This window comes from Chryseolinea serpens (assembly GCF_900129725.1).
Taxonomy (GTDB): Bacteria; Bacteroidota; Bacteroidia; order Cytophagales; family Cyclobacteriaceae; genus Chryseolinea; species Chryseolinea serpens.
The window spans coordinates 447,087-460,408 of the sequence record NZ_FQWQ01000004.1; the positions used below are offsets into that span (position 1 = coordinate 447,087).

At 50.3% G+C, this 13,322-nt stretch carries 13 protein-coding genes; 3 read left to right on the forward strand and 10 right to left on the reverse strand.

The window, feature by feature from the left end:
• Window positions 1–204: 204 nt before the first annotated feature.
• The 3 genes from BUB30_RS26405 to BUB30_RS26415 all read left to right on the forward strand — a co-directional run bounded on the left by BUB30_RS26405 (window position 205) and on the right by BUB30_RS26415 (window position 5,961).
• Window positions 205–1,512 carry a glycoside hydrolase family 2 TIM barrel-domain containing protein gene (locus BUB30_RS26405; protein WP_084138414.1) on the forward strand — a complete coding sequence of 436 codons (1,308 nt, stop codon included), beginning with the start codon at window positions 205–207 and terminating at the stop codon, window positions 1,510–1,512.
• A gap of 44 nt (window positions 1,513–1,556) precedes the next feature.
• Window positions 1,557–5,300: a glycosyltransferase gene (locus tag BUB30_RS35310; protein WP_245804178.1), complete on the forward strand. Its 3,744-nt coding sequence runs from the start codon at window positions 1,557–1,559 to the stop codon at window positions 5,298–5,300.
• Between the two features lie 220 nt (window positions 5,301–5,520).
• Window positions 5,521–5,961, forward strand: coding sequence for a hypothetical protein (locus BUB30_RS26415; protein ID WP_143165093.1), 441 nt, complete (start codon window positions 5,521–5,523; stop codon window positions 5,959–5,961).
• 63 nt (window positions 5,962–6,024) lie between these two features.
• On the opposite strand, the gene BUB30_RS26420 is transcribed toward BUB30_RS26415, so the two are convergent.
• From BUB30_RS26420 to BUB30_RS26465, 10 genes are all read right to left on the reverse strand, one after another.
• The gene (locus BUB30_RS26420) at window positions 6,025–6,864 is read right to left on the reverse strand and encodes an SDR family NAD(P)-dependent oxidoreductase (protein ID WP_073140580.1); all 840 of its coding nucleotides are present in this window, start codon (window positions 6,862–6,864) and stop codon (window positions 6,025–6,027) included.
• 192 nt (window positions 6,865–7,056) lie between these two features.
• Window positions 7,057–7,479: an OsmC family protein gene (locus BUB30_RS26425; protein WP_073140582.1), complete on the reverse strand. Its 423-nt coding sequence runs from the start codon at window positions 7,477–7,479 to the stop codon at window positions 7,057–7,059.
• 8 nt (window positions 7,480–7,487) lie between these two features.
• Window positions 7,488–8,573, reverse strand: a complete 1,086-nt coding sequence (locus BUB30_RS26430; RefSeq protein ID WP_073140585.1) for an NAD(P)H-dependent flavin oxidoreductase — start codon at window positions 8,571–8,573, stop codon at window positions 7,488–7,490.
• Window positions 8,574–8,584: 11 nt separating this feature from the next.
• Window positions 8,585–9,037, reverse strand: coding sequence for a nuclear transport factor 2 family protein (locus BUB30_RS26435; RefSeq protein WP_073140587.1), 453 nt, complete (start codon window positions 9,035–9,037; stop codon window positions 8,585–8,587).
• Window positions 9,038–9,041: 4 nt separating this feature from the next.
• The gene (locus BUB30_RS26440; protein WP_073140590.1) at window positions 9,042–9,776 is read right to left on the reverse strand and encodes an SDR family NAD(P)-dependent oxidoreductase; all 735 of its coding nucleotides are present in this window, start codon (window positions 9,774–9,776) and stop codon (window positions 9,042–9,044) included.
• Window positions 9,777–9,780: 4 nt separating this feature from the next.
• The gene (locus tag BUB30_RS26445; RefSeq protein WP_073140593.1) at window positions 9,781–9,999 is read right to left on the reverse strand and encodes a tautomerase family protein; all 219 of its coding nucleotides are present in this window, start codon (window positions 9,997–9,999) and stop codon (window positions 9,781–9,783) included.
• A gap of 12 nt (window positions 10,000–10,011) precedes the next feature.
• Window positions 10,012–10,548, reverse strand: a complete 537-nt coding sequence (locus BUB30_RS26450) for a YceI family protein (RefSeq protein WP_073140597.1) — start codon at window positions 10,546–10,548, stop codon at window positions 10,012–10,014.
• A gap of 133 nt (window positions 10,549–10,681) precedes the next feature.
• Window positions 10,682–11,272 (reverse strand): Crp/Fnr family transcriptional regulator, encoded by a 591-nt coding sequence (locus BUB30_RS26455; protein ID WP_245804179.1) that lies wholly within the window; start codon window positions 11,270–11,272, stop codon window positions 10,682–10,684.
• Between the two features lie 88 nt (window positions 11,273–11,360).
• Complete coding sequence (locus BUB30_RS26460; RefSeq protein ID WP_073140603.1) at window positions 11,361–12,170, reverse strand: AraC family transcriptional regulator; 810 nt, start codon at window positions 12,168–12,170, stop codon at window positions 11,361–11,363.
• A gap of 82 nt (window positions 12,171–12,252) precedes the next feature.
• Window positions 12,253–13,269: an SDR family NAD(P)-dependent oxidoreductase gene (locus BUB30_RS26465; RefSeq protein WP_073140606.1), complete on the reverse strand. Its 1,017-nt coding sequence runs from the start codon at window positions 13,267–13,269 to the stop codon at window positions 12,253–12,255.
• Window positions 13,270–13,322: the final 53 nt, after the last annotated feature.

Consider the following 13,322-nt stretch of genomic DNA (forward strand, 5'->3'; position numbering starts at 1 on the left):
CCCCCAATTTCCAAAATGTCTCCACACACCATCAGGCCTGTCCACCCCATGTGGCTTTACTGCTTTCGTTACCTACCCTAGGATCGGTTAGGCTAGCCCATGGGTAATCCCAATCCCTAGATTTTCGGATCATTTTTTGATGTGAGGTCAGCGCGTTACACCAAATTCATTTAACTTAGGTTTTTGAGTTTTTTTGAATGCCCTATGCCATTGAAGACCCTTCTTGTTTTTGCTTCTATTGGTCTGATTGTGCTGGCCTGTTCGGACCGGAAGGAATACAATGCCACAGGTAGAGTCCATGTGGTGCGTGACGGCGATCGATTTACACTGATCCGCGACCAGAAGCCGTTTGTCATCAAGGGTGTTGCTGGCTTTACCCACCTGAAAGAACTCCACGACGCCGGCGGCAACACCATCCGAACGTGGGACACCACCAACCTTCAAAACATCCTCGACAGTGCCGAGCGCTATCACATCGCCGTCATGGCCGGTCTTCCGCTGTACAATTCAAATCACGTGAGTGAATACTACAACGATCCGTTGGCCATGAAGAACCTGCAACAAAAAATGGAAGCGGTGGTGGATCGTTACAAAAATCATCCGGCCTTGTTGATGTGGTGCCTGGGGAATGAGTTGCACTATTTCTATGAGCCAGAGGAGGACTTTTTCACCGCCTATAATACCCTCTTGAAAATGATCCACCGGAAGGACCCTGATCACCCGGTGACCACGGCACTGCTGAACTTCGGCAGAAAAAATATTTACCACGTTCAAAGTAAAGTTCCCGACCTGGACCTCATTTCCATCAATACCTATGGAAGAATTTCCTCTTTGAAGGAGGATATTGAAGGCTTCAGCTGGTATTGGGATGGTCCCTTCGTGGTGGGTGAATGGGGGATCAATGGATACTGGGAATGTGACAGTACGGCCTGGGGTGCGCCGATCGAAGACACCAGCACCAAAAAGGCCGAGCAGTACAAATCGGTCTATGCCACGCAAATGCCCTATGACAATCCGCGCTACCTGGGCTCGATGGTATTCTACTGGGGATTTCAGCACGAGAAAACACCGACGTGGTTTAGTATGTTTTCGGATGACGGGGCGAAGTCTGCTTCGATTGGGTCGCTCACTGAAATATGGAATGGTCCGTCATCTGTTCATCCCGGACCGCCCTTGGAGTATATGCTCGTCGATCAAAAAGGCGCGCGCGACAATCTCCTCTATCAGCCGAACACGGTTCACAAAGCGGAGATCATATTAAAGCAACCTGCCGGGGGCCTGCGCCTGCGATGGGAGGTTCTTCCGGAAGATTGGTATAAAGAACAACGGGATGATTCAAACAAGAACAAGATAACACCACCTGCATTGGATTCTTTGTTTTCGGACGTGGATGGGCTCTCCGCGACTTTTCGCGCCCCCGAAACCGAAGGCCCCTACCGGGTCTATTGCTGGATCTATGACGCCTATGGAAATTTTGCTTCGGCCAATACACCTTTTTATGTTGTGAAATGAAGAACCATACGCCCGTAAAAGCTCCTTCGCGAATAGAAAGAATAATGCTGCAGCTGATGATTGTCATGGGCGTGTTGAGCATGCTCTTTTTTGTTTACAATCTCTTGCGGCCGGAGTATGTCGGACACGTTGTTTTTTACTGGCTGTTGATTTTGGCCATCGCGTTCGGCTGTCTGAAAGTTTTGCACGAGTGGTATCATTATTTTTTTATTCGCGTGCCGGAAAAACCCGATACGCAACAAAATTTTACGGTCGATATCCTCACCACTTTCTGCCCCGGCGAGCCCTATGAAATGATCGAGGAAACGCTTCGCGCCATCCAGGCGATCCGTTATTCGCACACGACATATCTGGGAGATGAGGGCAATGATCCGTATATCAGGGAGCTGTGTGCCTCCCTTGGCGTAATACATGTGACCCGTGCCACGCGGGAAAATGCGAAAGCGGGAAATATCAACAATATCCTGAAACAGGCGACGGGCGACCTCTGCGTGGTGCTCGACCCGGATCATGTGCCTGTTCCGGAATTTTTGGATAGCGTCGTTCCTTATTTCAGCGACGGGCAGATCGGCTATGTGCAGGTCGTGCAAGCCTACAGCAATCGCGATGAGTCACTGGTGGCCAAGGGCGCGGCGCAGCAAACGTTTCAGTTTTATGGCCCCATGATGATGACCATGAACCAGTATGGGACCGTGATGGCCATTGGAGCCAACTGCACCTTTCGGAGAAGTGCCCTCGATTCTATTGGCGGTCATGCAGCGGGACTTGCCGAAGACATGCACACGGCGATGCAATTGCATGCCAAAGGTTGGCGGTCGGTCTATGTGCCGGAAGTACTGACCCGGGGATTGGTTCCCGCGACATTGTCGGCCTACTACAAACAGCAACTGAAGTGGGCGCGAGGAACGTTGGAATTGCTGTTTGTTACCTATCCCAGGTTATTCGGGAAATTTACCTGGCGACAGCGTCTGCATTATGGCACATTGCCCTTTCACTATTTTTCGGGTGTTATCTTTCTGATCAATTTTGTGGTGCCGGTGGTGTCGCTCGTGCTGGGAATCATTCCATTGAAGGTGGACTTGGTCACCTTTGCCATGATGGGTTTTCCCTTTACGGTTTCGGTCATGATGATCAGGCAATACGTGCAGCGCTGGGTGATGGAGGAAGAGGAGCGAGGCTTTCACGTAGTGGGAGGCATTCTGCTGATCGGTACCTGGTGGGTTCATTTGGTGGGCCTGGTCTATACCATCGTGAGGAAAAAGGTTCCTTATATTCCCACACCCAAGGAGTCCACCACGCGCGACAGCTGGTCGATATGCATTCCCAACATGGTGGTGGGACTGTTGTCGTTGTTCGCGATCGTGTATGGACTTTACAACGACTGGAATCCGTATTCAATTTTTATGGCGGGCGTAACCAGTCTTAACGTCTTGTTCATGGCGTTTACGGTGGCCGCATCGCGGCAGCGACCGGTTGCACACCGGCGTCCGTCTTCAGGGGTGGTCCGGATCATGGCTGGATATTTTCATGCGGGTAAGAGACTGTTCTGGCTTCTCCGGCATGAGCTCTATTTCTTTATGCGTGCAGTGGCATTGCCGGCAATACTATTGGCCGTGGCGCTTACCGGGTACGTGGTGTATCGCGGACAGCAGATGCCCAATGTATCTTTTGTGTACGCCGCCCCGGCGAAAGTTTTTTACAATGGGATTTTTCAGCCGGCAAAGGATGATGGACTCACCTCCTTAAAGGACGTTGCAGCATTTGAAAAGTTTGCCAGCGTCCATTTTGATTTGCTTTCCTTTTATATCCCATGGGGCGTGGATTCAAGTTCTTTTCCCGACGCCGTAGCAATGCAGGCCGTGTACGATCGTCAGTCAATACCGTATATCACGTGGGAGCCTTGGGTAAGTCATTTTCCGGTGTCGGAAAATCATAACGAGTTGCGAATGGAGCAAAAAGCGTTCGCGAATATCAGCATGGGGTTGTTTGATGATTATGTCCTGAAATTCGCGTCACAGCTCAAATCGTTTCATCAGCCGGTGTTTCTCAGGTTTGCGCATGAGTTTGATAACCCCGCTTATCCGTGGTCGGCGACCGGACAGAACACAGCAGCGGAATTCAGGCAAGCCTGGATCCATGTGTTCAACCTGTTTCAATCGGCGGGAGCTACTAATGTGATCTGGGTGTGGAGTCCGTGGAAGGCCGAGAATGCCATGGCCTTCTTTCCGGGTGCAGCATATGTTGATTGGCTTTCGATAACGGGTCTTGACTATTCGTTGCCTGGAAAATCCCCTGTTCCATTTGCTTCACTCTATGCTTCCTTCCATGCATTGGAATTATTTCGTTCCGGCGTGCCAGTGATGGTTTCGGAGATGGGCACATTGAATGGTCCCGAGCAGAAGAAATGGTTCGCGGATGCACGGATGTCGATCGACACTGCTTTTAATGAGATCAAAGGATGTGTCCTTTTCAATTCAGCATTTGACGACAATGTGGTCCCTGGTGTAACCGCCGATCTGAAGAAGCTCGATTGGACCGTGCATCATGCGCTGGCAAAAACGCCAACGGCAGCGAACCAACGTGACGTGAACAGGATACTGCGGATGCAGTGGGAACCAAAACAAACGCGTCAACCCGATAGGTCATTTCTGGGTGCGCTGCGTGGAGTGAATTTTTCGAAAGGGAAAAACTGGTTCAAGAATTTCCATGCGCTCACCCGGAATGAATTGAATGCCGACATGGAGAGGATGAGATCCCTTGGCATCACAACGATCAAACGGTTTGGGCCGGGAGTTTACGACAAAAATATACTCCACATGGCCGCGGAGACCGGGATGAAAGTCCATTACAATTTCTGGATTGATGACCGGCTGAACATATTGGCCGACACGGCGAAGTTGGATGCCCTCAAAACGGAAATTATCGAAACCGTTGACCGGTATAAAAATGATCCCGCCATCATCGCATGGAACCTGGACAATCTTTTGTGGAAGCGCTTAAAAGAGCGCTATCCCAAGCCGGAACTCTTTTTCCATCAGGCACGCTACATGCATTGGCTGAATGACGTCGTTCAATCCATCCTGAAAGTCGATCCCCATCATCCCGTAACGCTTGATCTGCCATTTTCCGAAACGATCAAACACGATCTCATGCTCCTCCAGGCGAATGTCAACGGCGTGGATGCGTTTGGTGTAACCCTTGGTGAAGAGGATGACCAGATAGACATCTTGAAGGGTGTCGAAGGTCCGTTGTTTCTGAGTGCGGCACCGGTGTCGGTCTTGCGTCAATTGGAAAACCGGTTCGATGGCGGATATGTTACGGAGTGGCAAGATTTGCAGGAGAGGAACATTGTCACCCTAAACGGCTTGGAGGATCATTGGGGACGACCTAAGCCTGAATACTTTCAGTTGGGCCGGCTTTGGGCGCATGCGACGGACGGATACGCGCCGGATACGTTTCAAATTAGAATTCTTCGGCCTTCGATCGCGACAATTCCGACTCATCAGCTTACCTACTATGCAATCATCAAAGAGGGCGAGACGTGGAAAACCGCGGATGCGTTAGGTACGCCGCTTAATTTTGAGTGGTATCTTATCAAAACGGATGAATTCGGCAACAACGCGTATCTCAGAAAACTGGGGACGGGCGCAAGCATTACACTGGAGATCCCGGAGGATCCACTAACCTTCCGTCTATACCTGATCGGTGAAAAGGACGGCAATATTCATACTGCAATCACCCCATTGAATACCCCGCTGATCAGCCGGTCAAAAAAAATGCCGCTATAAAACCAGGAAGGCGACCTGCTAACGTCATTTTTGGCGTCAAAATTTAGGGATCGATCGCGAATGGGGCATGACACAAAATTCGGGTTGGCATCACAACGATATGTCCAGACGCATAATTGCCTGGTGTAGGATAAACATGCAATTTTTTTGTTTTCAAATTTGTGTTATGTGTTGAATTTTTCTGACATTTATATACCCGATAACTGTAACGAATATGCAAATGGCACTAGAACAGAGAGACCTGGATTCAATCGATCGGCTTCTGAAATCACATCTTGAGCCGATCCGGAAAAACATTGGCAAAATAGAAACGGACATTGTTTCGATGCAGGAAGACATGGACGGATTGAAGACGGGCTTTGTTTCGATGCGGGAAGACATTGACGGATTGAAGACGGGCTTTGTTTCGATGCGGAAAGACATTGACGAATTGAAGGCGGGCTTTGTTTTGATGCGGAAGGATATTGACGAATTAAAGACGGGCTTTGTTTTGATGCGGAAAGATATTGACGAATTGAAGACGGGCTTTGTTTTGATGCGGAAAGATGTAGACGAAATGAAGGGCGACCTTTCCCTACTGGCCCGCCTCAACCAACTTGACGAAATCCGGAAAGATGCAAGGTTAAGAGTTCTCTACGCAAGCGACACCAAAGAGGCGTAAAATCACCACCTTCGGCCATGAATTCCGCTGCTATTGCAAGTTTGGCACTTCCCTCCATGCTATCTATTTAAAATCCGCCCCAATAGTTGTCGATTTCCATTGCGCTAACTCAGCGGTCATGGCTACCAATTTTTCCGAAGCCCGGTTGTAAGCATCTTTCCCAAGAAACAAGTGAAGGGGCGGCTCCGGACTTTCGGCTAGCTCCATAAAGATTTCCGCGGCGCGTTCCGGATCTCCGGGTTGCTGGCCATTCATAGCAAGGTAGCGTTCCTGCGTTTTTTTCACGGCTTCGTAGCCATCGATCTTGGTGGGGGTGAACTCCAGCGAATTCTTTGTCAAAAAGCCGGTACGGAAACCCGACGGTTCGACAACGGTGACCTTGATTCCAAACTCTTTAACATCCAGGGCCAGCACTTCGGAAAAGGCCGCGACGGCCGCTTTGGTTGCGGAATAGACAGACCAGCCGGGTGCGCCAACAAAACCCGCCACCGAACCGATGTTGAAGATATAGCCCGATCGTTGACTTCGCAGGATGGGCAAAACACTTTTTACGACATTGATGGTGGCCACGACATTCACGTTAATAATGTTTCGGATGGCTTGTTCAGTGGCGTCTTCTAAGGTTCCGGCCATTCCATAGCCCGCATTGTTCACCACCACATCGATGCGACCGAACGCCGCCAGCGTTTGCTGTATGGAATCATCAATGCAATCCTGGTTGTTCAAATCGACCGCCAACGGGAAAAAGCGGCCCGTGTCTATCACGCCAACCGCCTGGCTCAGCGTATGGGCATCGCGGGAGGTTGCGGCTACCCTGTAACCATTTGTCAGCAATTTTTTTACGAGGGTCAGTCCCAGTCCTTGAGAGGCTCCTGTGACGTACCATACTTTTGAGGTATTCATGATCAAGTGACTTTTTAGTTTTTTATTCAGACGTTATCTGATTTCTATTCTTAACAATCATTACCGGCTAATGGCAATGAAACTGCCGGGTAGTTTATTTCTTATGAGCGCATCATCTCAAACATCACCATCCATCATGCTCCGCGTGAGACACGCTCATAAGAAATAAAATGAGCAGCCATTAAACCCGCGTCATGACGGGTAGGACACACTTAACGTAATGGGCACACTCAGCGCCCTGGATACAAGGCAATTGGCTTTAGCGCTTTCTGCGATTTCGCGAAAAGCCTCGGCGGATACACCGTCGATCAATGATGCTTTCAAATCCAAATGTATGCCGGTGATTTTAAGGCTAGCCATGTCCACATCGAGAATGGCTTCGGTGTTCAAGTCGTTCGCCAGAAATCCTGCGCGCTCCAGTGTTGCGCTTAACGCCATGGTAAAGCAACCCGCGTGTGCCGCGGCGATCAATTCTTCGGGATTGGTACCAACACCAGACTCGAATCGTGTCTTGAACGAATAGGGTGTTTGGTTTAAGACGGTGCTCTGTGAAGAAATTTCCCCTTTGCCTTGTTTAAGGTTGCCATTCCAATGAGCTTTTGCTGTACGTTTCATTTTTTGTTTCAGATTTTTAGGTGATCAAAGTAAGCCGTGGTTTCGTCCAATATGGATTTCATCAGGGTTTCTGCTTTGGTGTGTTGAAGCACCGGCGCAATCTGACCGCCCCAGAACAAGATCATATCCCATTTCTCTTGTTCCGTCGCCGCGGTCCGGATGTGCGACATGAACTGGGTTTGCAGCGGGAAGGGGAGAAAGCCTTTTTCTTTTTGGTACAGGTCTTTGGCGATGCGGCTGGTCAGCCCTCTGCCCAATCGGCCGGTGAAGGCCCTGGATAGGGTCGTGTACTTTGCAGCATCCGAAAACAGCATTTGTTTGTGCATGGGCGTGGCATTGGACTCGTCGGTGGCCAGGAACGCCGTGCCGATCTGTGCGGCATCTGCGCCAAGCGCCAGGGCAGCAGCGACACCTTTTCCGTTGGCAATGCCGCCGGCAGCGATGATGGGTGTCTTTACTTTTTCCTTTATGAGTTGCAGCAATACAAACGTCCCGGTAGTCGATGCTTCGGCAGAAGCAAGAAACGACGGACGATGGCCACCGGCCTCAAAGCCGGAAGCGATGATGAGGTCGACACCGGCCGCCTCCAGGGCGATCGCTTCATCCAACGTGGTGGCCGCCCCAACAGTGACAATACCCAGCCTGCGGCATTGTTCGAGGATGTCGGCCGAAGGGATGCCAAACATAAAGCTGAACACCGGTGGCCGCTGGTGAAGGATCACCTCGACCTGGTTCTCAAAGCGGCTCTTGAACGGCGCGGGCTTGGCGGGCAGGCCTATTCCCAACTCGTCAAAATAAGGCTTGAACAAGTCGCGGGCTTTCCCAAACTGCTCGTCCGAAACACTGCCATCCCCGGCGTCGGTGTCCGAGACCCATAGATTTATGTTGTAGGGTTTGTTCGTGGCCGCTTTGATCTGTCGGTCCACTTCCAGGATCTCTTGCGGACTGAGCGTGTAGGCCCCGTATCCGCCAAGTCCCCCGGCGTTTGACACCTTGGTCACCAGCTCGACCGACGACAGGTTGCCGCCAAACGGCCCCTGGAGAATGGGATATTGAATGCCCAGTAATTTCGATGCTTTTGTTTGATACCACATGGCGTTACAGTTTATTTGGCTACGTCGGTGATCATTTTGTTGACGATCATCCAGCGGTTGTCAATTTTATGAAAGGAGAGGAACTGATCATAGCTAAAGTCATACATTTTTACGTTTGCCTTGACCATCGCGATGGAGTTGATCACCTCCACCGAATAGATCGTTCCCTTAAAAGGTTTGCCTGAATCTTTCGGGCTTTGGCGGTTCTTCACACCGTCCAGGTATACGTCGAGTGTCTTGGCGTAGGGTTGTCCTTTCACGTCCCCGAACAACAAGGTGCCGGGGTTAAAGATGTTTTTCAAGGCATTGACATCACCTTCGTAGAGGCCTTTGAAGTAATACGTTTCCAGGGCCTGGGTGATGGCTGCTGAATCTTGTTTTGTGGTTTCCATGTTCTTTGAATGTTGTGCTTTTGAGACCAGCAAAGCGCCCGTCAAAAAAGCGGTCAGGAAAAAGGTTTTCATATTTTCAATGCAGATGGTGTCCCGCTCCCATGCCACCGTCGACGTTGATGATGGCTCCGTTGAGGAAGTTGTTTCTGGCCACGGCAAAGACCATTTGGGCGATGTCTTCCACTTCACCGATCCGGTTCAGCAGGTGCAACCCTGCGCTTTGATCGGCTCCTTCGCCGTGCATGGGGGTGCGGATCACGCCCGGTGCAATGGTGTTGACCCGGATGTTTTGTTTGCCGAATTCAGCAGCCAGTTGCAAGGTGAGGGCATGGATCGCTCCCTTCGAAGCCACCGGTGCCGTGGAAGGAGCGCCACCCAACGCGTGGTTTACAAGCGGCGTGCCGACATTGATCACCACGCCGCCATGCTGTTTCAGCATTTGAGGAAGGATCGCTTGCGTCGTGAAAAAAGTGCCTTTTAGGTTTGTGTTCAGAAACCGGTCCAGGTAAGCCTCGTCCACTTCGAGGAACGGTCTTGTTTCATAGATGCCGGCGTTGTTCACCAACACATCGGCCGAGCCGAATTTTTCAAGGGCGATGGCCAACAGTTTTTCGCCGGTGCGTTTATCCCCGACGCTGCCGGCTATCCGGGCGAGGTTTTCACCTCCGCCCAGTTCCTTATAAGCCAGCTCCAGCTTTTCGGCTGTTGCAGAATTGATCACCACATTGTCGCCATGTTTCAGAAAGTGGCGGGCTACTTCTTTACCGATGCCTGATGAGGCACCGGTAATGATCACGGTTTGCTTTTTCATGGTGTTATTTTTTGTCCGCCGTTATGCCTTTTTCTCTCAGCACCGACACTTGCTCTCCGGCAAAGCCCCAGTCGTCCAGCTCAACTTCCTGGATGACCACGTGGGTGAGTTGCGGGTCTTTGTTGAGGACATTCGTGACCAGATCGGTCACGCCTTTGATCAGCTTTTGTTTTTGTTCTCTGCTGACGCCTTCGCGGGTTACTTCTATTTTGATGTAGGGCATGGCTTGTTTCGTTTATGCTAAAACAGCTTGGTTAGCAGTTTTCGCGGTTACCGTTACGTCCAGTTCGAAATGATCATAGATCAGGGTGTCGCCCAGGTTCTGAAAGAAATTGCCGGAGCGGAATTTCATTTCATATTTGGTGCGGTCGATCGCCAGCTTGCCGGTGGCCGTCAACAGATTGCCATTCGTCTTCACCACGGCATCAAAACCAACGGGATGCGTAATGCCTTTGATGGTGAGGTTGCCATTCACGTGGCTTCCCGAAACAGAGGCGATGTCCAACACAGCTTCCGGATATTTTTCGGACGAGAAGAAGTCATCCGAAGCCAGGTGGCCGGCGAACTGTGCGTTGGTTGCGGGGTCGGTGATGTCCAGGATTTTAATGGCGGAGGTATCGACGATGATCTTGCCGCCGGCAAGCTTGCCGTCGTTCAAAAGGAGTTCGCCTTTTTTAATGGCGATGGTGCCGTTGTGCGTGCCCGTTACTTTTCTGCCCACCCAATCAATGTTGCTTTGAGTGCCTACGATTTCAAATTTTTCATTTTTCATTTTTTGGTGTCTTAAATGTGACACTCAAAATAACGTAGGATGTCGCCGGGGGTCGCGTGACCTAGATCACTTTCAAAAGAAGCGTGCACGTATGTGATGTAGATCACATCACCGGTGTGATCTACATCACATTTCAGGGGTGGTAAAGACGGCTCAGGGTTTCTCTGGAGACACCCAGGTATGCGGCAATAAGGTTTTTGGGGACGATATTGTAAAGTTCGGGATACTGTTTTAAAAGCTCTTCGTACCGTTCCTTCACGTTGTTGTTCATCACCGAGAGCAACCTTTTTTGCGTAGCGAGAAATCCCCTGTTCGTTCGCCAGCGAAAGAAGTGTTCGACATTATGCAGTTCTTTGCACACCTTTTCCCTGTCGGCGTTAGAAAGGGAAAGCACTTCGGCGTCGGTAATGCAGTCCAGGTTGATGGTGGCCTTGGTTTGATTATAGAGTGCGTTGAAGTCGGTGGTCCACCAAGTGGACATGGCAAACTGCAGGATGAACATCTTTTGTTCATCGTTGATAAAAAAGGACTTTAAACAACCCGAGACCACGAAGTATTCATGGTCTACCATGTCGCCTTTGCTAATGATGACCTGCCCTTTATGAAAACTCTGCCTTTTGAAATGCGAAAAGAAATAGTCAAACTGCTCATCCGTCAGGAGAGCCGTTTTGGCAATGTGTGTTTTTAGGATTTCTTTGGCGTCCATGAGGCTTGTCGCTGACAAAAGTAAACAATTTTTAAAGCTCTGCACCTCATAACGACCGCCTTATGTGGGGGGAGGGAATCGTCCATACACGGCGTTGCCTGGCGTGCTACCGATCGAGCAACGTGTTGGGCGGATACCCAAAGTGATTTTTGAAGGCATGCGAAAAATGAGAGAGGTTCTCAAAGCCCACTTCGAAATAGACGTCGATGGGTTTTCGCTTTTGCTGCGCGATCTGGTAATGCGCCAGTTGCAGCCGTTTTTCGGTCAGCCATTTTTGGGGCGTGGTGTGGTAGGTCTTTTTAAAGTCCCTCCGGAAGGTGGCCAGGCTGCGGCCCGTGAGATAGCCAAACTTGTCCATGGTCATGTTGAACATAAAATGGCGCTCCATAAAGTCGGCGAGATTTATTTTGCCCGGCTCTTCAAAGTCGGCCAGCAGGCCGTCCACGCTTTTGTCGATGGACCTTAATATGCTGATGGCTTCTTCAATTTTGATGGCCGCGATGTCCGTGGGCAGGTCGGCACCGAGATCAAAATAGGGGATGAGCGAGGCGAGACAGCTTTCGAGCAAAGGGTGTTTGATGAAGCGATATACTTTTGAATGGGATACCTTTTTGCCAACGGCTTTGTGCCGGGCATAAAAGTCCTTCAATCGTTCGGTAGTCAAATGCATGGCCACGGTTTTGTGAGGCAGTCCGTCTTTCGGGTAGTTCATCACCGTGGCCAATTGATGACGGGGTATCAGAAACGTATCGTGTGCATTGAACGTGTACGTTGCATCGGCCAGTATGATTTTTGTCTCCCCCGAGATAAACCAAACCAGCATATGGTGCTCGAACATCACTTCTGTTTTGAAGGTCTTGCCGGTGTATTCCGACAGCTTTATATCCGGCGTAATGTATTTTGTTTCAAAGTCCATGTCTTCGGCAATCGGTCTACAAAATAAAATAAGCCGAATATAAGCATTCGGCTTTTGATAACGATTTTGAATGGTGTAGCGCTCAATCCACCGCGAACGAAACGCCTGTTAATTCCTCGGTCAACGCCCATAATTTTTCGGCGTTGCCCGCATCCACCGAATAGGGTTGCACACCGCGCAACGACATGGGGTCATCATAGTGGTGTTCGATATTTCCAAGGTCGAGCTCGGCAACGTCTGTATTTTCGCAATAAACACCACCTATGTCGTTTAGTTGCGGACTGGTCGCGCACCACACCGACGTGGCAGCTCCCTGCTCGACGGTTTTGAGTTTGGCGGCCACTTCCGGTTTCAAATTTCCATTCTCATCGTGCGTGCCCATTTGCTGAAACAGCGCCATGGGAGCAACCCGTCCGAGGTCGGTGCCATAGACGGAGCCGGGGTGTATCGAAAAAGCCCTTACGCCAAACGCCTTCGCGCGACGATCCAACGCTACGCTAAAAAGATTATTGGCGGTCTTGGATTGCCCATAGCCTTGCAGGGTTTCATATTCCCGGGTTAGAAAATTGGGATCATCAAAGTTAAAGGGCGCCATCTGGTGGCCATAGGAAGACACCGTAATGACCCGCGCACCCTTGGCTTTTTTTAATGCAGGCCAAAGCCGTGCCGTCAGTTGAAAATGGCCCAGGTGATTTGTGGCAAGCTGAGATTCGTAGCCTCGTTTGTCACGCTGCAGAGGCACCCACATGATGCCGGCATTGTTGACCAGAATGTCAAGTGCCCTACCCAATGCAAGAAATTTCTTCGCAAAAGCATCGATCGAAGCGGGCGTCATCAAATCTATTGCCTCGACGGTGACATTTTTGATGCCTTTCAGATTGTTCTCGGCCTTTTGGATGTCGCGGGCGGGTACGATGATCGTTGCGCCTGCCCGGGCAAAAGTTTTTACGGTCTCCAGGCCTATGCCGGCATATCCTCCTGTAACGATCGCGGTCTTGCCGCTGAGGTCGATCCCCTGGATGACATCGTGAACTGTTGATTTTGCATCGAACCCTGAATGAATCGGTTTCTGAAGCGTTCCGTTAGTGTGGTCTTTCATATTGTTATTAATTTTAAACAAAAGTAGAGGCCATATAACGGAGGCATTTTGTT